The sequence below is a fragment of the Chloroflexota bacterium genome (assembly GCA_020850535.1).
In the GTDB taxonomy this organism is placed as follows: Bacteria; Chloroflexota; UBA6077; order UBA6077; family JACCZL01; genus JADZEM01.
In genome coordinates, this window is record JADZEM010000028.1 from 27,892 (window position 1) to 50,011 (window position 22,120).

Genomic DNA, 22,120 nt, shown 5'->3' on the forward strand with positions numbered 1-22,120 from the left:
GGCGATTCTGTCAGAGGGGGGATCCCGCCCGTGCCCTCGGGCCGCCCGACTCCCCGCCTCCAGCATCCGCTACGATCTCCCTCCGTCAGCCCGCGCGTCGGCCAGCCCCGCTGCCGACCACGACAACGGGCAGGGCAGCCGCCACCTGATTGCTGGCTGCCCTGGAGGGAGCACGGATGGATCTGAGTCTGGCCGGCCGCGTGGCTGTCGTCACCGGGGGCGGCTCGGGAATCGGTGAGGCGGCCTGCCTCACCCTGGCCGAGGCCGGGGCAGCGGTCGCCGTCGTGGACGTGCGGCCGGAGCCTGCCCGCGCCGTGGCCGAAAAGATCACCGCGAGCGGCGGGAAGGCCATCGCGCTGACCGCCGACGTGCGCGACGAAGAGGCCGTCAGCGCGGCCATCACCCAGGCGGCCAGCACGCTCGGCGGCCTCAACATCGTGTTCGCGAACGCCGGCATCAACGGCATGCAGACGCCCATCGACGAGATGACGCTGGACGAGTGGAACGCCACCATCGGCACCAACCTGACGGGCGTCTTCCTGACCGTCAAGCACAGCGTCCCCCACCTGCGAGACGCCGGCGGCGGCTCGATCATCATCACGGCGTCCGTCAACGGCAACACGCTCTTCTCGCTCCCGGGCTACGCAGCCTACTCGACCTCGAAGGCCGGGGCGGTCGCCTTCACCAAGATGGCGGCCCTGGAGCTGGCCCGCTGGGAGATCCGCGTCAACGCGATCCTGCCGGGGGCCATCCAGACGAACATCGGGGAGCGGACCTACCGTCGCAACCTGCATCGGGTGGACTACGGCTTCACGCCGCCGGAGAAGTGGCCGCCCCTGCGCGGCGAGTCTGCCGACGCCCGCGAGGTGGCCGATCTGGTGCACTTTCTGGCCTCGGACGCCAGCCGCTACATGACCGGCGCGCAGATGCTGATCGACGCGGCCTACACGCTCTGGCGGGGCTAAAGGACAGCGCTATGGCTATGGATCTCGATCTCACCGGCCGGGTGGCCGTCGTCACCGGTGGCGGCTCGGGCATCGGCGCGGCCGCCTGCCTCAAGCTCGCGGAGGCCGGTGCGGCCGTCGCCATCCTCGATCTGCGCCCGGAGCCGGCCCAGGCCGTGGCGGCGCAGATCGCGGCGGCCGGCGGCAAGGCCCTGGCGCTCGCCGCCGACGTGCGCGACGAAGAGGCCGTCAGCGCGGCCATCACCCAGGCGGCCAGCACACTCGGCGGCCTCAACATCGTGTTCGCCAACGCCGGCATCAACGGGATGCAGACGCCCATCGACGAGATGACGCTGGACGAGTGGAACGCCACCATCGGGCCGAACCTGACCGGCGCCTTCCTGACCGTCAAGCACAGTATCCCGCACCTGCGCGACGCCGGCGGCGGCTCCATCGTCGTGACGGCGTCCGTCAATGGGAATACGGTCTTTTCGCAGCCGGGTTACGCCGCCTACTCGACCTCGAAGGCTGGGGCGGTCGCCTTCACCAAGATGGCAGCGCTGGAGCTGGCCCGCTGGGAGATCCGCGTCAACGCGATCCTGCCGGGGGCGGTCCAGACGAACATTGCGGAGCGGACCTACCGCCGCAACCTGCATCGTGTGGACTACGGGTTTCACCGGCCCGAGAAGTGGCCGCCATTGCGGGGCGCGCCGGCCGCCGCCAGCGAGATCGCCGACCTGGTCCTCTTCCTGGCCTCGGACGCCAGCCGCTACATGACCGGCGCCCAGCTCCTCTGCGACGGCGCATCGTCGCTCTGGCGCGGCTGAGGTCGAGTTATCCGTTCTCAGGTGTCAGAGGGGCGGGCGCAACCCTCTGACACCTGAGAACTGACGACTGACAGCTACGCGAGCGTCTTCGCCAGGGCCGCGATCCGGTCCAGCGCCTTCTGGATGTTCGGGATCGAGTTGGCGTAGGACAAGCGCAGGTAGCCCTCGCCATACTCCCCGAAGGCCGTCCCGCTGAGCACCGCCACGCCGGCCTCGTTCAGGATGCGGTCCGCCAGCTCCTTGCTCGGCAGGCCCAGCCCGGTGATGTTCGGGAAGACGTAGAACGCCCCGAGCGGCTTCTTGCAGGTGATGCCCGGGATCGCGTTCAGGCCGTCCACGATGTAGTCGCGCCGCTGCTCGAACTCCTTGACCATCTGGTCCACGCAGTCCTGCGGGCCAGTCAGCGCCGCGAGGCCCGCCATCTGGGTGGCAGCATTGGTGCAGGACACCGAGTTGACGGCCAGCCGGTCGATGTGCGGGATCAGCTCCTCGGGGAAGATGCCGTAGCCCAGCCGCCAGCCGGTCATCGCGTAGGTCTTCGAGAAGCCGTCCAGGATGATGGTGCGGTCCAGCAGGTCCGGCTCCGCCGCCACGCTGTAGTGCTCGCCGCTGTAGAGGATGCGGCTGTAGATCTCGTCCGACATGATGTAGCAGTCGTGGTTGCGAAGGATGTTTGCGACCGCCTCGATGTCGGTCTTGTCCAGAAAGCCGCCGGTCGGGTTGGCCGGCGAGTTGAGGATCACCAGCTTCGTCTTCGGCGTCAGGCGGGAGGCCAGATCCTCGGGCGCGAAGGTGAAGTTGCGCTCCTCGAGCAGCGGCAGCCGCACCACCTTCGCCCCGACGACCCGCGTCATCGACTCGTAGATCGGGAAGCTCGGGTCCGGGACGATGACCTCGTCACCCTCCTGGCAGAGCGCCATGATCGTCCAGAACATGATCGGCTTGCCGCCGGGCGCCACGCAGACGTTCTGACGCGAGACCGAGATGCCGCGCGTCTTCGAGATGTATTCGGCGATGGCGTCTCGGAACTGCGGAATGCCGAGGGCCGGCACGTAATGGGTGTACCCATCGCGCAGGGCCTGGATGCCAGCCTCCGTAACGTGGGCCGGCGTGTCGAAGTCCGGCTCTCCGATCTGGAGATGGACGATGTCCCGCCCTTCGGCCTCCAGCGCCCGGGCACGAGCCAGCACGTCAAACGCGCTCTCGGTGCCGATGCGAGACATACGATCTGCGAGCTTCATTCCCGAGGTTCCCCTTCCAGGTAGGCCGCGCGCCACACGCAGGCGTGCAGCCGCCGGCCCATCGATCCGGCCTGTCAGATGCGCACTGCTGCCAATTCTACGACGCGCAGGGAGCCGGCAGGCGACGAGCACGCCCAACGACCGGCACCCAACCGACGCTACAGAGGAATCTCTATGGCAAGGCCGGGGTTTACCTCAACCCCCGCTCCGGGAATCCTTCGCCCGGCGGCGAGCTGGCATCGGCCGGCTCCGGCACGAGCGCGGCGATGGCCGCCCGGAGCCGGCCCAGCGTCGTCGGCTTGGACAGCACCAGATCGACGCCCTCGGGCTGCTCGCCGGCCGCGCTCATCAGGTCGCCAAAGCCCGTCAGCATCAGCACCGGCGTCGTCGGATGCTGCCGCTTCACCAACTGCGCCAGCTCGTCGCCGCCCATCTCCGGCATGGCGCGATCCGTCATGATCAGGTCGTAGGCGGTCGTGCCCAGCATCGACGCAGCTTCGACGCCAGTTGAGGCAACATCGACGCAGTGCTGGTCGATCTCCAGGAAGCGGCGCACGGCATCGCGGACCATCGGCTCGTCGTCCACGACCAGCACCCGCAGGATGCGCGCCGCCTCCGTGCGGGAAGCCCCCTGGCGGGGGGCGTCCGTGGCCGACGCGGCGGGCACATCCTGGCCACTCGGCAGCCGGAGGCGGATCGTCGTGCCCAGGTCCACCGCCGACTCGATCTCGATGCTGCCGCCGAGCCGCTGGATGGTCCCCTGCACCAGCCCCAGCCCGAGACCGGTGCCGCGGTCGCCTTTGGTGGTGAAGAACGGTTCGAGGCACTGTCGGCGGACGTCGTCGGACATGCCGACGCCCGTGTCGGCCACCTCGACGAGGACGTGAGCATCGTCGACCCGGGCGCGGAGGGCGATCTCGCCGTCGCGCTCCAGGGCATCCACCGCGTTGAGTATGAGGTTCACCAGCGCGTCGCGCAGGTCGGCGGGGCTGCCGTTGAGCGGCGGCACGTCGTGAACCTCCACGAGGATATCGATGGTCAGTCCGCGCGCCTGCGCCTGATCTTTCCAGCGGGGCCGCGTCAGCGAGATCGCCTGCGCGATGACGTCCGGGACGTGGACCGGACCCACACTGTCGCCGTTCTGGCGTCGGCGGTAGAAGTCGCGCAGGCGTGCGACTACGCCGGCCGCGCCCTGGGCAGCGGTGTTGATGGCGCGGACGTACTCCAGCGTCACGGCGCGGTCTTCGAGGAGAGCCGGCTCCTCCAGGAGCAAGTCGCTGTAGCCGAGGATCGGGCCGAGGGCATTGTTGAAGTCGTGCGCGATACCGCTGGCAAGCTGACCCAGCGCACCGATCCGCTCCTGCTCGATGAGCTGCTGCTGGGTCGCGCGGAGCTCGGAGAGGGTCGATTCGAGGCGGAGGTTGGCATCTCGCAGCTCTTGCTCCGCGAAGACGCGGTCCGTGATGTCGATCACAGTCGCCAGGATGTGCGGCTCCCCGCCGACCTGGACGATCTGCGTCGAGATCAACCCATGACGCAGCGCCCCGCTGCTCGTCCGAAACCGAAGGTCGGCGTTGACCAACGTACCCGGATGTCTGGCCTGCTCGCGCATCGCCTCCCGCTCGACGGGGTCGATCAGGCGCAGCTCGTCGGCGGTCCGCCCGATGACCTCAGCCGCCGTGAGGCCCATCGTCGCCAGCCAGCTCTCGTTGACGGACACAAACGTCTGGTCGGACAGCCGCAGCAGGGCCATGCCGGCCGGGCTGGCTCGGAACGCCACCTGGAACCGCTCCTCAGAGGCGTGCGCCTCGGCTTCGGCACGGGCGCGCTCGGCCATCTCCTGTTCGAGATGGCGATGCGAGGCCTCCCGATCGTGCAGCGCGGAGCGCGTGGCGCCTGCGGCGGCCCCGCGCGCATCGTCCACATCGTTCAGCCTCCGCGCGCTGAGCCAGATCATGACGGTGAAGATCACCATAGTCGACGTGGCAAACAGCGCCAGCCCGACCTCGCTGACGAGCAGCGGCACGCCCAGCGCCCAGCCGGCCAGGACCGCAAGCGCGACGACGACGGTCATCGCGCAGATGGCGCGCACAGCGGCCGGCGCCCACGGGATCACCGGCCGGCCCCGGCAGCCCACGACTGCCCCATCCGGGGACCGCCGCTAGCGGGCACAGACCAGCTCGTGCCTGGTCGGATCACGCCGAGAGCCACTGCCTCCTGCCGTCACGTCAACCTTGGCCGCGCACAACAGGTCGTACGCGCGAGGAACTCGTCCGCCTGAACGTCGTGCCGTCCAGAGGCCAACACAGATGGTAGCATCCTTGATCGCGTGATTGCCGTCGCCGGTCGAATGCATGCCAACCTCTGCGGGGCAGTTCAGGGCGTCGCGGCGTCAGCGCCCGAACTGGGCGCGGCGCTCCTCGGCGGACTCACGGGCGGCCGCTGCCAGCTCCGGCTGGCCAAGCTCGTCGTACAGGTTCGCCAGCTCCAGCAGCGCCCACGGCGCGCGCGGGGCCGTCTCGGCCAGCCGTCGCAGCTCGTGGACGGCGGCCTCTGTGCCCCCGCGCGTGCGGCGTATCGCCTGAACCATCTGCTGGACCGGCTCCGGGTCGTCCGGACGCAGCTCGGCCAGCGCCACGAGCGCCACGCTGGCCCGGTCCCACTGATCGCGGCCGCGGGCCTCCTGAGACCAGCTCCGGAGCGCGCTCGCGCCCGTCGTGCCGGCCTCGCGCCAGGCCAGGGCCGCCTCGCGCCACAGCCCAAGATCCTTGCTGACGCGGCCAAGCTGATACAGCGAGTACCAGTCGCCGCCGGAGGTGCGGATGCGGGCCTCTCCCAGGTACTCCCGGCCGCGCCCGATATCGCCCCGCCCCAGGGAGACCTCTGCCAGATTTCGCCAGATGGCGGCGTCGCGGTCGTCGGCCGCCAGCGCCCGGCGCAGGAACAGGTCGGCGCGGGCGAGGATCGGCTCACGGTCCTCGCGGCGCAGGTTGTCCGTGAGGGTGGCGCGCGCCCGTTCGACAGCGCCCAGGTTCAGCAGCAGGATGCTGGAGAGCGGCGTCAGCGTGAACGTCACCAGGGCGACGAGCGCAAGCCCGGCCGCCAGCGGCGTCGAGAAGACGGGGCGGACCCAGGCCAGCACCCCCCGCTCAGGCAGCTGCTCCAGGGCCGGCCGCATCCGGCCCGGCGGCGTCTGGCGGCGGTCCACCCGGCTGGCCGCGACCAGCAGCCCCAGCGCGACCATCAGCAGCACGTTGCCGACGCTCGTCAGCAGCACGACTTCCGTCAGCCCTTCGAACAACTGCACCAGGGCCGCGCCGCCCGCCGAGAGCGCCACACTCCAGGCCAGCGGCGTCCGGGCGTTGGCGACGGCCCGCCGCGCGATGAACAACAGGGCCATCGTCAGGCTCACCAGCCCGAGCGCTCCGAGGAGGCCCTGTTCGAGGTACGCCTGGATGTAGGCGTTGTGGGCGTGGCTGAAGTTCGGGCCGATGGTCAGCATGGACGCTTCGTACACGTCGCGGACGGCCCGCTGCCCCAGCCCGACGCCCGTAAAGGCGAAGTCGTGGAGGATCGCGGCGGCGTTCTGCCAGAAGCGAATCTTCACGGAAAGCGGCAGGGCGTCCGGCGCGCCCAGGCCACCGAGCTGCCGCTCGACCAGCAGCCACAGCCCGACCAGCACGAACGGCGTCGCCAGCAGCGGCCAGCCGTAGCGCAGCCCGAGCAGCACGACGATCAGGGCCAGCACGCTCACCAGCGAGCTGCGGCTGCCGCTGACGATCACGACGCCCAGAAACAGCAGCACCAGCGCGAAGCAGGCGAGGCGGGTCTTGCGGCGGGCGGCGGCGAGCGCCGGGCCGATGGCCAGCGCCAGCCCGAAGGTCGCCAGCGCGCCCACGCCCGAGGCGCGGAACCGGAACCGCTGGAGCGCCTCTGACGCGCCAAGCACCAGTTGACGCAGCCCATCCGTCGCGGCGATCAGCCCATCCAGCGGGCCGCCCGGCGCGCCCCAGGGCAGATAGGGCGCGGTCACGAACAGCATCAGCACGCTGCCCGCCGCCGCCACACCCAGCGTCAGCGCCAGCGCACCGCGCAGCCGCCGCTGGGTGGTCGCATGGTGCACGATCAGCCAGTACAGCGCGATGCTCGCCACCAGGCCGTTCAGGCGAATGCTGCCCTGGAGCGGGCTGGAGGTGATGAGCATTCCGAGCACGCCGCCGGCCGCGAACAGCCCGATGGGGACGCTGAACGGCGTCGGCGCCAGGAGCTGACCGGTTCGCACCAGCCTGAGCAGCCAGGGCCCGACCACCAGCAGGGCCGGCCAGGACGTGCCGGCCGGGCTCATCAGCAGGAGCACCACGACCGGCAGGATGTACCACGGCTCCAGCGCCAGCGCGCGGTCTGCCGCATCTGCCAGCCCGTGGCGGGCACGCTCGACCATGACCTGGATCGGGGCGCGGGCGTCTGGCAGCGCCACCGTGCCCGGCGTCAGCGTCATCGTCGCGGCGGTGGGGCCAGCCCGCGGGACGGCGTTCCACCCCAGCGACGCGCCTGTGCCGAGTGCGTGTGCCCCGGCGGCCGGCGCCGGCAGCGTGGGCAACTGCGGTGGCGCCGCGCCGTCCCGCGCGATCTGCCAGAGCACCCGGCGGACCTCGGTGCGGTCGCCGTTGGCGCCGGCAGCCGCCAGATCGTCCACGGCCTGGGCCAGCTCGCCCTGGGAGAGCGTCCGCCGGATCCCGAGCACCCGCATCACCTGGGGGTGCGGCGTCGGCTGGGTGTACTCCTCGGCGCTGTGGAGCACCTCGCGGAGCTTCTCGCCGGGGCGGGGGCCGGTGATGACGATGGGGATGTCGATGTCCGGGCGCAGGCCACGCAGGCGGATCAGCCGACGGGCCAGGTCGAGGATGTTGATCTCCTCGCCCATGTCCAGCAGGAAGACGTCGTTGCCGGTGGTGAAGTTGGCCGCCTGGACGATCAGGCTGGCCGCCTCCGAGATCGTCATGAAGTAGCGGGACATGGTCGGATCGGTGATGGTGACCGGGCCGCCAAGGTCGATCTGCTTGGTGAACGTCGGGACCACGCTGCCCCGGCTCCCGAGGACGTTTCCGAAGCGGACGGCGGTGTAGAGCGTATTCGGCGCGCGCATCGAGGTGCCGATCAGCTCGCAGACCCGCTTGCTGGCCCCCATCACGCTGCTCGGCTCGACGGCCTTGTCGCTGGAGACCAGCACGAATCGCTCGGCCCCGAACTCGCCGGCCAGCCGCATCATCAGGCGCGTCCCGCCGACGTTCACGCGGACCGCTTCCTCAGGGTACTCCTCCATCAGCGGGACGTGCTTGTAAGCAGCGGTGTGGAAGACGAGGTGCGGGCGCTCGCCGGCGAAGAGGGCGCGCAGCCGGCGCTCGTGGGTGACGTCTCCGACGACGGGCACCAGCGTGGTGTCGTCGGAGCGGAAGCCCTGCAGCTCGACGGAGAGATCGTGGATGCCGCTCTCGTTGGCGTCGAGCATCACGAGCCGGGCCGGGCGGAGATCGGCAAGCTGACGGCACAGCTCGCTGCCGATGGAGCCGCTGGCCCCTGTCACCAGGACGGTCTTCCCGCGCACGAGGTGGCGGCACTGGTCGCGGTCGATCTGGACCGAGTGCCGCCCGAGCAGGTCTTCGAAAGTCAGATCGCCGAACAGCGAGTCGCCAAGCGGCGCGCCCGTGTTGGCGCGGACGGGCGCGCCTTCGATGGGCGCGAGGGTGCTCGGCAGGGCCTTGATCTGGGCCGAGGTCTCCTGGCAGATCGCCACGATGTCGCGCAGCGCGCTGCCGGTGATGGTGTGGATCGCCAGCACGATTAGATCGACGTTCTCGCGCTCGACGACGGCGGGAATCTGCTCCTTGCCGCCGAACACCTTGCGACTGTGGATCAGCATTCCGTGCTTGCGGGCGTCGTCGTCCACGAAGCCGACGACGTGGTAGCGCTCGGCCAGCGCGCCGTTCTGCAACTGCCAGCCGAGGTGCTGCCCGGCCTCGCCGGCCCCGACGATCAGCACGCGCGTGACGTTCTGGTTTGGCGGGGCCATGATCCGCCGCCAGGTGCGGCGGATGCCGGCCATCGGCTTGGTGCGGTAGCGCACGGCGGTCATCGCGCAGATGGCGAAGAACGCGCCGAGGAACACGACTGAGAGGGGCATCGGGCGGAAGCCCGGCCACGCGAGATCCAGCGCCAGCACGGCGACCGTCGCCACGCCGACCGACACGCTGAGCGGCACGAGATCCTGCGAGGTTGCGAAGCGCCACCAGCGCCGGTAGATGCCGAACGCCTCGTTGCAGGCGACGACGATCAGGCTGGCCAGGGCGGCAAACTCGAGGGCCGGCTCGTACTCGAGGGTCGTCGTGACGCCCCGCACGACCAGCGCGATGGCAAACGACAACCAGACCAGCGGGAGGTCGATCACCACCCACGGGAAGAAACGCCGGGCAATCGTCGCGAGTCGCGTCGTCAAAGGCCCTGGCACGCCGCTCCCTGAGAGACCGTATGAAAACCGCTCGCGGACGGCGTCAGAAGAGGATGGTGCGAGTCCAGGCCGGCCGCCGGGTCCAGCGAGCCTGGCATGGGGATCCGGTGGAACGTCCGTGTACTCGTCGCTGCGAGCGTGGGCCATATTTTATGACCACACCTCTCAACGGAACAACGAGCGGAGGGGTCGAGGCAGGGCGATTGCATGTTGATGTCGTCGTGCGGCGGCGTCGGGGCTTGAAAGCCCCGCCTACGATCCTGCAGTCGCTGCGCGACGCGCCAGTCTCGCCTGTTGCTGCTGTTCCCTGCGTCCGTCGCGCAGCGACGGAATGACTGTAGGCGGGGACTTCAGTCCCCGACCGCCCGTTCCATGATCCTTCGGGTACACCAATGAACATGCAATCGCCCTGGGGGTCGAGGGTCGTAGATCGTGGGTGGTAGATCGCGGGTCGTGGGGAAGGGAAAGCCCCCCACGCCCCACGATCCATGATCCTCGACCCACGATCTACCACCCTCGCTACGAGAGCAGCCGTCCGTTCTCGGCCACCAGCCGGCCGGCCCGGTAGACGGCACGCGCCCGACCGAGCGTGTGGATGTCGGTGCTCGGGTCGCCGTCCACGACCAGCAGATCGGCCTCGCGGCCGGCCTGAACCGAGCCGGTGTCCGCGTCGATGCCGAGCACCTGGGCCGAGCGGCCCGTGGCCGAGTGGATGGCGGCGACCGGGCTCAGGCCCAGTTGATCCACGTACAACGAGATCTCGTGCGGCAGCTCGTCAAGCTGATTGTTACGGGTGCCAGCGTCCGTGCCGGCCACCAGCGTGACGCCCAGCGCCAGCATCCGGCGGAAGACCTCGACCAGCTCCAGGCGGATCTTGACCGCCGCTCGCTGGACCGGGGTCAGCCGCTCGGCCGGCACGTCCATGATGCTCTGGATCGGCGTCATGGTCGGATCAAAGGCCACGTTGTTCTGGGCCATCAGCACGGCAGTGGACTCGTCGAACGCCACCCCCTCGCCGCGGGCCAGCCAGTTGCAGTGCTCGACGGTATCGACCTTCGCCTCGGCGGCCACGCGGATGCCGTCGGCGCTCAGCGCGTGCGCGGCAAGCGTCTTGTCGGCGCGGCGGGCCTCCTCGACGGCCGCCGCCACGTGGGCCACGGTGTACTGCGCCAGCTTGGGGTTGGTGCCGGGCGTCATCCGGCCGCCGGTCGCCATGATCTTGAGGCAGTCCACGCCGGCCTTGAGCTGCTTGCGCGCGACCCGCCGCACGTCGTCCTCGGAGTCGGCCTCCATGCCCAGGAAGTGGCAGTGGCCGCCGGTGATGGTGATCGGGGCGCCGGCCGTCATGATGCGCGGGCCAACGGCGATGCCCCGGTTGATGCCGTCGCGCAGCTTCCGCACGACGCCGTTGCGGTCGCCCAGGTCGCGGACGGTGGTGACGCCGGCCGCCAGCGCCACCCGGGCGTTGCGGACGGCGTGCAGCATCAGCGTCACGTCGTCCTCGACGTAGAGATCGGCCAGCGGATCCGGCCCGGCGCTGAACACGAGATGCACGTGGCCGTCGATCAGCCCCGGCACGACCGCCTGCCCCGAGTGGTCGACGACCGTGGCGTCGGACGGCGTGTCGCCGCCTGGCAACACGTCGAGGATCCGCCCCTCGCGAATGACGATCTGGACCCCGCGCCGGGCCGGCCCGCCCGTCCCATCGACGAGCGTGCCGGCCTTGATGATTGTCAGGTCGGACGTGCCGGCCCCAGCCTGAGCCGACGACGACGCATCAGCCATCGCGTTCCCCTCCGAGCGACGCGCGCTGCGCGGTGTGCGGCCACAGCGCACGGATCGGCACAGGGTACACCGGACGGCTGCGGATGCGCCGGGACGGGCCCCTCACCTCAGGGCGATTGCCTGTTCGTTGGTGTTCCCAGAACATCGTAAGATGCGCAGTCGCCCTGCGTCGCGGCCTCCTGGCGGCCGGCGTGTCTCGGCCCGGCCGCGTCATCTGAGGATGGCTGACGCCGCCAATGGGGCGCAATTTCGAGCGCAACGCAGGAACGATCGCTCCCTGCCTGGGGGGGCGCAACGCCTGCATGGTGACGAGATGGGCCGGATTCCGAGACATTTCTGCAAGACCCATCCTCCTTGCGCGCCGCATCTCCGTTTAGTACCGTAGCCACGAGATCGGTACAGCAGGTGGGACATGCAGGCGATGCTCTCCGAGCAGACCTCACTCCTGGATCAGATCACCCAGGCGTTCGCCGCCGGCGAAGAGGATCGCGGATACGATCTGATCGCTGAGGCTATCGAGCGCTTCGAGATGCCGTCAGAGATTGTCGCGGGCGCGCTGTGCGCCGGCTTTGAGGCATGGCGGCCCTCGTAGGCGGGCAGCACTGACAACCGACGAGGTCACCCAGACGCCCAGAACGTCCCCCGAGCGCGGCGCGCCCGGGGACAACGGCGTTGGCGCTGGCGCCATCCCTGAGCCGGCCAGCGAGCCCGCCCCGGCCAGCACGCCCGCCGTCAGCCCGGACCGTGCCAACTGGCGCATGCTGGCCCTGGCATGGCTCGTCTACTCCGGCTTCGGCATCGTCTCGTCCTCGCTGCCGGCGCTGATCACGCCGATCCGCTCCGACCTGCGCCTGAGCTACTCCGAGGTCGGCGTGCTGCTCGGAGCGTGGCAACTGGTATACATCGGCGTCTCGTATCCCGCTGGCATGTTCGTGGACCGTGTCGGCACCCACCGGGCGCTGGCGCTGGGCGCGGCGCTGGTGGCGCTCTCCGGCCTGATGCGGGCGTTCGCCGCCGACTTCACGACGATGTTCCTCTCGGTGGCGATCTTCGGCGTCGGCGGCCCGATCATCTCTATCGGCGTCCCGAAGGTGATCGCATCGTGGTTCAGCGGCCGGCCCCGCGTCACGGCGTCCGGCATCTACATCACCGGCTCTACAACGGGCAGCGTGCTGACGCTGGCGTCCACCAACAGCCTGGTGCTGCCGGCCCTCGGCTCCTGGCAGGTGACGTGCGCCGTCTACGGGAGCATCGTGGCGGGGATCGCGGCGACATGGTGGCTACTGGCGCGCGACCCACCCAGGCCGGCCGCGCGGTCCGGCGGCGAGCCTGCCGCCAGCTTCCGCGAGGCCTGCATGCGGGTGCTCACGACCCGAGCGGTCTGGCTGGTGGTGATCGTCGGGTTTACCGGGTTCATGATCAACCACGGCTTGCGAAGCTGGCTGCCGCAGATCCTGGAGTTCAAGGGCATGAGCCCGGCCGACGCCGGCTACCTCGCGGCGGTGCCGGGCGTCTCCAGCATCGCCGGCAGCATCACGACCGCCCGGCTGGCCGCGAAGTTCGGGCGGAAGCCGGTGGTGGCGACCTGCCTGATCACGGTCGGCGCGTCGCTGCTGGCGGTGAACGCGCTCTCCGGCCCGCCGCTGATCGTGGCGCTGGCGGTGCAGGGCTTCTTCGCGGGGGGCGTCGCCCCGATCCTGCTCACCATCCTGATGGACATGCGCGAGGTCGGCGCGGGCGCGATGGGCGCGGCGGCCGGCATCTACTTCGCGGTGGGCGAGGTGGGCGGCTTCTCAGGGCCGTCGGTGATGGGCGTGCTGAAGGACATGACGGGCGGGTTCACGGCCGGGCTGCTGCTGCTGGCGGCGATCACGGTGGTCATGCTGATCCCGACGGCGCTGCTGAAAGACCCGCGCGCAACGAAGGCGTAGGGCGGGTTTCGGGTTTCGGGTTTCGGGTTTCGGGTTTCGGGTTTCGGGTTTCGGGTTTCGGGTTTCGGGTTTCGGGTTTCGGGTGAGCGTATCGCCCATCCCCTGAAACCCGAAACCGGACACCCAGCACCCCGCCGCTCAGTCCTCGTCTTCGTCGCCGCGCAGCCGCTGGAGGTACTGCTCCAGATCGTCCAGGATCTCCTCGGCGTCCGACATCTCGGAGAAGTCGAAGTCGGTGTCGCTGGCCAGCCGCCGCACGAACCGCTGGAGGTCCGGCCGCCCCTCCAGCTCGCCGTCGATGCGCCGTTCGAGATCGCGCCCGGCCACGTCCAGCTCGGTCAGGTGGAGATCGACGCGCAGCACCTTCTCGACGATCCCGAGCAGCGCCGCCGAGAGCTTCGGGTTCGAGAGATCCCGCAGGTAGACCGGGCTGGCCGCCCAGACGGACGCCGCCGCGATGTCGCGCTGGACTGCCTCCTCCTGGAGCACGGTCAGGAAGCCGGTCGGCCCCTCGTACTTGCCGTCGCGCAGGCCGAGCGCCGAGAGCGCCCGGCGCAGCTCCGGGCTGGTGCCGCGCCCGGTCAGGGTGACGGCGCCAGCGTGCGAGGTCGGGGCGAGGTACGCGCCGAGGGTGACGATCGTCTCGCAGCCAAGCTCCTGGGCGAGGTCGATCAAGGCGTTCGAGCAGGTGCGCCAGCGCAGGTCTGGCTCGGGGCCGAGCACCAGGACGATGTCACGCGGGGCCTGGGGGACCGGCAGGGCGTAGCAGGCGAACGTCGGCCAGATCAGCCGCCGCTGACCGCCCCGCGTGATCTTGTTGCGGGGGCGGTTGTTGGTCTGGACGTAGGCGCGGCTGGCGTCGAGCTCGGCGAACCGGCGCGGCGCCCATTTCATGATCAAGTACTCGAGCGCGCCACTGGCGGCCTGACCGGCGTCCGGCCAGCCGGAGAGGGCGACGAGCAGCACGGGCGACCGCAATGTCGGTTGCGAAAGCACCTTGAGCATGTCGGATTGTAGCGGTAGGGGCACGTCTCGGGCGTGTTGGGGACGGTCGCCGGTCGGCCAGTGGCGGTGACCGTGCCGCGCAACGGCCTCCCACCGGCTCGGCGAGGACGGCGTTCCGGCGGCCGGCCGGCCAACCGCACATGGAGCGTTCGCGAAAACTGTTCGCTTGCCAACAGTTGCCCGTGAACGAGCAGCCATGACAGCGCCGACACGTTACGAAAAGTGCTGAGTACGCATCCGAACACCCCTGGTGTCGCCGGCTCGACCGCGCGGGCGGGGCCGGCGAGCGTACGCTGGGTCAGGACACCGGCTCGACAGGCAGACGACGGTCGCCCCCTCTCTGGATCGCCGGCGCCGCGCCCCCGAGTCGAAACGGCCACCGATCACCAACCAAGGAGTCGTCAATGCGAGGGTTTCTCTCGTCGTTCGGTCAGGGGCGCGCGCGGACCGCGTCGGCTGGCACTGACCACACCGTCCCCAGCCGTGGTCCGGTCAGCGGTCGGGCCGGGCGCGCCGTTCTGGCGACAGCCATTGCCGCCAGCCTGCTGCTGCCGTTCGCCGCCTCCGGCCCGACCGTGGCCGCCGCCGCGACCGGCCCCGGCCTCGCCGAGAGCACGGCCCGTCCGGCCCAGCTTGCCGAGGGGATGACCCGGCTCGCGCTGATCCCAGGCGAGAACGAGGCCCGCTACATCATGACCATCACCACCCTCGGCCAGCCGCCGAAGCAGGCTGCCTGCACCACGCGGGCCGTCACTGGCGAGATCGTGCTGGCAGCGGATGGCTCGGTGGTGCAGGAGCTGTCGAAGATCTCGCTTGACCAGCGCACGCTCAAGTGCGCCGCGCCCCTGCGGGACGCACAGGCCCAGAACCTGCTGCAGACCAAGGACTTCCCGATGGCCGAGTTCATCATTCAGAGCGCGCCGGGCCTGCCCGCGCCGCTGCCGACCGGCGACACGGCGTTCCAGCTCATCGGTAACCAGAGCGTGAAGGGGCAGGTCCGCCCGACAGCCTACGACACCGTCGCCAACCTGACGCCCGAGGGGATGATTGGGACGGCCCGCACCACCCTCAAGATGTCGCAGTTCGGCATCACCCCGCCGAGCATCGGGCCACTCCTCCAGGTCTCGGACGACATGATCGCCGAGGTGGACCTGAAGACGACCATCGCCAGCGCGGTGGCCGGCGCGCCGGCCGCCGACCCGTCCGCCGCCGATCCGTCCGCCGCCGATCCGTCGGCCGCGCCCGCGCCGTAAGCGACGATCTCCGCCGGGACGGCCTCACCCCCGGGCCGGGGGGTGAGGTTCCCCGGGCGCACCCCTGTCGTCAACCCGGTTCTCCCACCACCACACCCCGCCACGGATCCCAGGCACGTCTCTTGTCCCCGCGGCGCTGCATGGAGCACATGCGCGAGAGCGAGGAGCTGACATGCTTGAGCTGATCTGCCAACACGCCTACACCTGGGACGGCGTTCCTGCCGACCGATCTCCCTACCGCAACCACGGGACGGCCTTCAACACGGGCGGCGCGTTTGACGGGGCCGAGCCTGGCAGCGGGATCATCACGTTCCCCCAGGTCACCAGCCGAGTCAGGATCCCGACCGGGCCGACGACCGCGCCTGAGTGGCTGTCGCTGGTGGCGCTGAAGATCGAGGTCGTCGCCCGCATCGATGCGCTGAGTGCACGACGGGCGGTGCTCGTCGCAGGCGACGGTTCCTTCACATTCGGGTTGCTGGAAGGCGCCCTCTGGGCGGAGTTCGAGAACGGCAGCGGCTACAACAACTTCGTCCAGAGCGCGTACGCCTACGCTCCGGACCACCAGTTTCACGCCGTCCCGCTCGGCCGATGGGTCAAGCTCAGCCTGCTGCATGACGGCTTCGCCCGGATGCGGCTGTTCATCGACGATGTGCTCGTGGGTGACACGGTCATCCAGGGCGGCGTGCCACCCGTCAAGAGTGGTGGCGTCAGCATCGGCAATGACGTCTACCTGGACCGGTACCCCTTCCCCGGGCAGCTCGACGACCTCACGATCTGGCGCCTCGATCCTCACCAGATGAAGCGTGAGTTTCTCCGTCGTCCGTACAACCCCAGGACCGCTGAGTGCTGGCGCGAGTTCGCCGAGCGCGTCGCTGCCTGGATGAAGAGCCATCCCGAGCAGGTGACAGCCATCCTCCGGGCGTACCAGGAAGTGAGCCGTCCGGCGATCCGCACAGCCTACCTCCTGCCGGACCACGAACAGGCGAGACTCCGCGCCATTCTGGCGGAGTTCGGAGCGCTCTGGTTTGCTGGGCGGATCACCGGCAGCGAGATGCGGGATGTGCTCCAGCGGCTTATCGCGGCGCTGCGGGCGGCCGGCATCGATCCGAGGGGCGGCACGAGCGGCCAGCGCATGATCGAGCTTGCGGCGCGATCGGGGTTCACGGGGGACGATCTGCTGCGGTGCGACAGGCAGATCGCGGCATTCCTTCGTCACCTGAAGCACGCCGTGGAGACAGAGGGCAGGACCCCGGAGGTGGCGTCGTGAGCATCAATCCAGAGGCCGTCACGCTTGCCAAGCGCTTCGAGCCGATTCTCCTCTTACACGCCGACGAGCGGTACTTCCCGATTGACCCGAAGTTTTACCTCGAACGGTGCGCGCTCTGGCGCAGCGCGCCCGGGTCAGACAAGAAGGCGGACTGGGGCGAGGCCCCGCGCACCGTCTTCCCGCGCCGGCCGCAGATCGCCAAAGGCAAGATCGCGGGCCTGAAGGACGAAGCGTCGGGCGGCACGGTATGGATCGGCGAGCCGTCGAATCTGGTGATTCGAGAGGCGGAGCAAGACCGCCCGCCGTCAGAGGATCGCTTCATGGAACTGGACGGCTGGGAGCCGTCCGTGCCGTCGCCGAACGAGGTCACGGCGACCAGCAACAACCGCCACCCGTCGCTCAGCGACCCCGAGCGGTACGCCACCGCGCTTCAGGGCGCGAAGCCGTGGTACTACGTCGAGTACTTCAACAATCAGCAGCTGCTGAGAGAGTTTGGGCAGCGTACCCCGAACGGCCTCGACCTCTTCAGGGTCATCACGAACGCGCGGCTGAGCGCGCCGAAGCTGCTGGTGTTCCACTTCTTCTACGCCCTCCACGAAGAGCCCCTGCGTGGCTGCGAAGAGGCGGGCGAGGGTCAGACCTTTGCGACCTTCGCCGGCGAGTGGACGTCCGTCGCCGTGCTGCTCAATTCGGCCAATGAGCCACTGTACATCGGCCTGACCTCGCGCAATGTGGGCGACCCGACGAGCGTCCCGACCGAGGAACACCGCCTGGGAATGATCGTGCGGCCCTGGAAGGACGTGGAGCGCATCGGAGAGCATCCGAAGATCTATGTCTCGCGCGGCACCCACGGGAACTATCTGACCACCGGCCTGCACGACGCGCAGCCGTTCACGCCCGGCGACATCGACATCAGCCAGGGCACCTGCGCGCAGATCGAGGCCCTGGACGACGTCATCGCCGGTGGAGAGGCGGAGACTATCGAAGGGGAGAGTGGGTCGCCGGGAATCATCGTTCTGAAGATCCTCGGCTCGATGGTCGTGCTCCCGGCCACGCCCTGGTTGATCGGTGAGGACATGTGGGGCACGTTCGCCACCGAGATCCCGGCCATTGAGCCGAACCGGAAGCCGCGGGATGAGACGGGCGGGCCGCTCTTCGGCCTGATCCTCAAGCCAGACGGGGTCTTCGTGCCCGAGCAGGCGTCGGCACAGCGGACGGTGGCCTGGCCGACGGCGATGCCGGCCGAGGGGGTACGTCCACGCTATGACTTCGTGGTGGACCGTGAGACGCAGGCCTGGTGGCCGCCGCTCGGCGCCAACCCTGGCTACGTCGGGCGGTGGGGGCCGCGCGTCACCAACGACCCGAAGCGACGCCGCTCGGGGATGCGCTGCCCGACGTTCTCGCTGATGTTCCTCCAGGCCCTCGCCACGATCTGACGGCGTGCCTGTGCGGCCGGCGGTAGGCGGGGCATCTGGCCCTGCTATTCGGCCGGGCCGCCTGCTGCCCCGGCTGTACACTCGGCTGTACTGACCCCACCCCTTGACACTGGTCAGAGGCTTGCCTTTCAGTTAACGGTGCGATAACCTCGTATTTACAGACCGAGCGACCGGACGCCTGCTCCGTTAACCCTCGGCCCGTATCATCGCCACTCGGACGCGGCGTTGCGTTGCAAGTGGCCGAGCCAGGAGCGGCTTCCCGACCTCACCCTTCGAGGCGGCTGCTGCTGTGGCTCAGACACTCGGGGGTCGCGTGAACTATCACCTGCTGCGTCCAACTTGCTCACGTCTGCGCGGCGAGCGGCGCTGTGCTGGCGTTCGGCGTCTTGTCTACGGGGGGCCGCAAGCATGGCCCAGGCGCTAGGCCGCTCGTCGGCCGCCGCGACGCCCGGCCCGTCCCGCGTGCAGCGCGAGTGGCGAGACTGGCTGCTGTTCATCCTGCTGGCCGGCCCCAACTTGCTGATGTTCGCGATCTTCAACTACCGCCCGCTGATCTACAACGCCTGGCTCAGCTTCCACGAGTGGGACTTCCTCGCGCCCGTCAAGATCTACGTCGGCTTCGAGAATTACGTGGATGTGCTGACCGATCCGCACTTCCACCGCGTGGTGCGGAACACGCTGGTGCTGATGGGCGGCGGCGTTTGCTTCACGCTGATCTTCGGGCTGGCGCTGGCGCTGCTGCTGAACCAGCGGCTGGCCGGGCGAGACGCCGCCCGCAGCGTCCTGTTCGCGCCGTACATGCTCTCGGGCGCGGCCATCGCCGTGGTCTGGGTCTACATCTTCGACCCGACCTACGGCCTGCTGCGGACGCTCCTCTCGCCGTTCAACCTGGTGCCGCCGAACTGGCTTCGTGACTCGGCCTGGGCGATGCCGGCCGTCATCATCGTCTACACCTGGAAGCACCTCGGCTACACCATGGTGATCTTCCTGGCCGGCCTCCAGGCGATCCCCCGCGAGCTGTACGAGGCGGCCACGACCGATGGCGCGAACGCCTGGGAGCGCTTCCGCCACGTCACCATCCCCGGCCTCGCGCCGATCACCTTCTTCCTGCTGATCACCGGCATCCTGGCGAGCTTCCAGACGTTCGACTTGATCCACGTGCTGACGCGCGGCGGACCGGTCGACGCGACCTCCAACCTGCTCTACTACCTGTACGAGCAGGGGTTCATCGGGTTCCACGCCGGGCAGGCCGGTGTGGCCGCCGTCTTCCAGTTCCTCTTCCTCTTCGTCGTCACGCTGATTCAGATCCGCTACGTCGAGCGACGGGTGACCTACTCCGCATGAGCCAGCAAGTCGCATCCGCCCAGGACACCTCTCGCCGGGACGCTTCTCGCACTGGCATGTGGTTTGCCACTCCTGGCGCGCAGGGGGTGGCCTGATGGCTGCTGCACGCCAGGTCGGTGGGCAGGCGACGTCGGCCGCCAGCCGTGCTCGTCTCGCCAGCACGCCGTTGCGTCTCGCCGGCTACGCGGCAATGCTCGTCGCGGTGGCGGTGATCGGGCTGCCGCTCGGCTGGCTGCTCTCGGCCACCTTCAAAGAGACCAGCGAGATCTACCTGATCCCGGCCACGCTGATCCCGCGTAGCCCCACGCTCGCGAATTATCCGCTGGCCTGGAACGCCGCCCCGTTCGGCCTCTACTACATCAACACCACCTTCGTGACCGTCGTCAGCGTCTTCGGCAAGCTGACGATGGGCGCCACGACCGCCTACGCCCTGGTGATGCTGCGCTTCCCGGGCAAGAACCTGATCTTCGCGCTGATCCTTGGCGCGTTGATGATCCCACCGCAGGTGGTAGTGGTCCCCAACTACATCCTGTTCGCGGACTGGGGCTTGATCAACACCTACACGGCCCTGATCCTGCCGCACGTCCCCACGGCGGTCGGGGCGTTCCTGCTGCGGCAGGCGTTCCTGGCCCTGCCCCGCGAGATCCTCGATGCCGCGAAGGTGGACGGGGCCGGGCACCTGCGAACCCTCTGGGCGATCATGCTGCCGCTCTCGATGCCGGTCCTGGTGACGTTCGGGCTGCTGGCCACGCAGGATGTCTGGAACGATTTCCTCTGGCCGCTCATCATCACCAACACCGACAACATGCGGACGCTGCCCATCGGTATCTCGCGCATGCTCGACCAGGAGGGGAACACGCAGTGGGGCGTCGTGATGGCCGGCGCGCTCTACGTGATCCTGCCGCTGCTGGTGGTCTTTCTGTGGGCGCAACGCCACATCGTCGAGGGGATCGCAGCCGGAGCCGTCAAGGGATAGACCGCGCGGCCCGGTGGCCCGGGCACGGCTCCGGGGCGTCCGCGAGCGCGGCGTGCCCGCGGGAGCCGTCCGCGCCTGGGAGTCTCGTCCGAACCGCTCTCTGGGAGGAGAACACAGCATGCACAGCCTGACACGTCGAAGGTTGCTCGGTGGTCTGGTGGGTACGGCTGGCCTGGCGCTGTTGAGCGCCTGCTCGTCGTCGCAGCCGGCGGCCAAGCCGGCCGAGAGCAAGCCGGCCGAGACGAAGCCCGCCGAGTCCAAGCCGGCCGAGAGCAAGCCGGCCGCGCCGGCGGCCCAGCCCGCCGCGACGGCCGCCCCGGCCAAACCGGCCGAGGCTGCGAAGCCGGCCGAAGCCGCCAAGCCGGCCGCGCAGGCCCCGGCCGCCGGCGCGGCCGGCGGACTCAAGATCACGCTCTGGTCGTCGTTCACCGCCAATAACGGCGATCAGATGCAGGCGATGGTGGACCGCTTCAACCAGAGCCAGAAGGATATCGTCGTCGAGAACCAGTTCCAGGGCAGCTACGAGGAGACCGGCCAGAAGCTGACGGCCGCGCTCCAGGCTCGGCAGGCCCCGGACATCTCGATCCTCTCGGACGTCTGGTGGTTCAAGTTCTACCTGAACAAGGCGATCATCCCGCTGGATGATCTGATGAAGGCGAACAACGTCGACAAGAACGACTACATCGAGGCGTTCGCCAACGAAGGCACCCGCAAGGGTCAGCTCTACTGGCTGCCGTACGCCCGCAGCACGCCGCTCTTCTACTACAACAAGGACGCCTGGAAGGAAGCCGGCCTGCCGGAGCGCGGCCCCGAGAGCTGGATGGAGCTCAAGGAGTGGGCGCCGAAGCTTCTCAAAAAGGACGGCGCGAACGTCTCGCGGTACGCCATCGCGCACTCGGGTGCGGGCGGCTACATCGAGTGGTCGTTCCAGAGCAACGTCTGGGGCTGGGGCGGGGCCTACTCCGACCCGGACTTCACCATCAAGATCGCCGAGAAGCCGGCCATCGACGCCGGCGAGTTCCTGCGCCAGACGGTCGTCGATGGCTGGGCCAGCACGCCGTCCAGCCCTGACAACGACTTCCGGGGCGGCGTCGCAGCCTCGCTGATCGGCTCGACGGGTGGCCTGGCCGGCCACGAGGCGAACGCGAAGTTCCCCATCGGCACGGCGTTCCTGCCGAAGGGGCCAGTCGGGTTTGGCTGCCCGACGGGCGGCGCGGGCCTCGGCATCCTGGCGGCCTCCCCGAAGGAGAAGCAGGAAGCGGCCTTCAAGTTCGCCCAGTTCGCCACCTCGCCCGAGCAGACGGCGATCTGGGCGCAGGCGACGGGCTACATGCCGGTCCGCAAGTCGGCCATCGAGGGCGCGGCGATGAAGGAGTTCTACTCCAAGAAGCCGAACTTCGAGACGGCCGGCAAGCAGCTGGCGCTGGTCCGCCCGCAGGACGTGGCGCGCGTCTTCGTGCCCAACGGCCAGCAGATCCTGGTGAAGGGTCTGGACCGGATCACCATCAACAAGGAGCCGGCCGAGACGGTGATGAAGGACATCGCGGCGAGCCTCCAGAAGGAAGCGGACGCGGTCGTGCGGCAGGTCAAGGCCATCGAAGGCTGA

Annotated in this window: 15 protein-coding genes; 10 read left to right on the forward strand and 5 right to left on the reverse strand. The window is 69.4% G+C overall.

Translation table 11 applies throughout. The annotated features are described in order from the left end of the window. Window positions 1–176: 176 nt before the first annotated feature. Both IT306_04975 and IT306_04980 read left to right on the forward strand, forming a co-directional pair. Window positions 177–965, forward strand: coding sequence for an SDR family oxidoreductase (locus IT306_04975; GenBank protein ID MCC7367750.1), 789 nt, complete (start codon window positions 177–179; stop codon window positions 963–965). Between the two features lie 11 nt (window positions 966–976). Continuing rightward, window positions 977–1,771, forward strand: coding sequence for an SDR family oxidoreductase (locus IT306_04980; protein MCC7367751.1), 795 nt, complete (start codon window positions 977–979; stop codon window positions 1,769–1,771). Between the two features lie 74 nt (window positions 1,772–1,845). Here the strand turns inward: IT306_04980 and IT306_04985 are convergent, their stop codons facing one another. The 4 genes from IT306_04985 to IT306_05000 form a co-directional block, all read right to left on the reverse strand. Then, window positions 1,846–3,012 (reverse strand): pyridoxal phosphate-dependent aminotransferase, encoded by a 1,167-nt coding sequence (locus tag IT306_04985; GenBank protein ID MCC7367752.1) that lies wholly within the window; start codon window positions 3,010–3,012, stop codon window positions 1,846–1,848. A 190-nt stretch (window positions 3,013–3,202) separates the two neighbouring features. After that, window positions 3,203–5,149 carry a response regulator gene (locus IT306_04990; protein ID MCC7367753.1) on the reverse strand — a complete coding sequence of 649 codons (1,947 nt, stop codon included), beginning with the start codon at window positions 5,147–5,149 and terminating at the stop codon, window positions 3,203–3,205. A 255-nt stretch (window positions 5,150–5,404) separates the two neighbouring features. Further along, a complete protein-coding gene (locus IT306_04995) occupies window positions 5,405–9,505 on the reverse strand; it encodes a polysaccharide biosynthesis protein (protein MCC7367754.1) in 4,101 nt (1,366 codons plus the stop codon). A 531-nt stretch (window positions 9,506–10,036) separates the two neighbouring features. After that, the gene (locus tag IT306_05000; GenBank protein ID MCC7367755.1) at window positions 10,037–11,302 is read right to left on the reverse strand and encodes an amidohydrolase family protein; all 1,266 of its coding nucleotides are present in this window, start codon (window positions 11,300–11,302) and stop codon (window positions 10,037–10,039) included. Between the two features lie 412 nt (window positions 11,303–11,714). Here IT306_05000 and IT306_05005 point away from each other — a divergent pair, with 412 nt between their 5' ends. Continuing rightward, a complete protein-coding gene (locus IT306_05005; protein MCC7367756.1) occupies window positions 11,715–11,894 on the forward strand; it encodes a hypothetical protein in 180 nt (59 codons plus the stop codon). Then, window positions 11,872–13,233, forward strand: coding sequence for an MFS transporter (locus IT306_05010; protein MCC7367757.1), 1,362 nt, complete (start codon window positions 11,872–11,874; stop codon window positions 13,231–13,233). Before IT306_05005 ends, IT306_05010 begins: the two co-directional genes overlap by 23 nt. 138 nt (window positions 13,234–13,371) lie before the next feature. Here the strand turns inward: IT306_05010 and IT306_05015 are convergent, their stop codons facing one another. Next, window positions 13,372–14,199 (reverse strand): PAC2 family protein, encoded by an 828-nt coding sequence (locus tag IT306_05015; GenBank protein MCC7367758.1) that lies wholly within the window; start codon window positions 14,197–14,199, stop codon window positions 13,372–13,374. Window positions 14,200–14,642: 443 nt separating this feature from the next. Here IT306_05015 and IT306_05020 point away from each other — a divergent pair, with 443 nt between their 5' ends. The 6 genes from IT306_05020 (at window position 14,643) to IT306_05045 (ending at window position 22,120) form a co-directional block, all read left to right on the forward strand. Then, on the forward strand, window positions 14,643–15,491 hold the full coding sequence (locus IT306_05020) for a YceI family protein (protein MCC7367759.1): 849 nt from the start codon (window positions 14,643–14,645) through the stop codon (window positions 15,489–15,491). 172 nt (window positions 15,492–15,663) lie between these two features. Then, window positions 15,664–16,758: a hypothetical protein gene (locus IT306_05025; protein MCC7367760.1), complete on the forward strand. Its 1,095-nt coding sequence runs from the start codon at window positions 15,664–15,666 to the stop codon at window positions 16,756–16,758. Then, the gene (locus IT306_05030; protein ID MCC7367761.1) at window positions 16,755–18,194 is read left to right on the forward strand and encodes a hypothetical protein; all 1,440 of its coding nucleotides are present in this window, start codon (window positions 16,755–16,757) and stop codon (window positions 18,192–18,194) included. Before IT306_05025 ends, IT306_05030 begins: the two co-directional genes overlap by 4 nt. A gap of 408 nt (window positions 18,195–18,602) precedes the next feature. After that, on the forward strand, window positions 18,603–19,538 hold the full coding sequence (locus tag IT306_05035; protein ID MCC7367762.1) for a sugar ABC transporter permease: 936 nt from the start codon (window positions 18,603–18,605) through the stop codon (window positions 19,536–19,538). A 94-nt stretch (window positions 19,539–19,632) separates the two neighbouring features. Beyond that, entirely contained in the window at window positions 19,633–20,514 is an 882-nt protein-coding gene (locus IT306_05040) for a carbohydrate ABC transporter permease (GenBank protein ID MCC7367763.1), read from the forward strand. A gap of 118 nt (window positions 20,515–20,632) precedes the next feature. Further along, entirely contained in the window at window positions 20,633–22,120 is a 1,488-nt protein-coding gene (locus IT306_05045) for an ABC transporter substrate-binding protein (GenBank protein ID MCC7367764.1), read from the forward strand.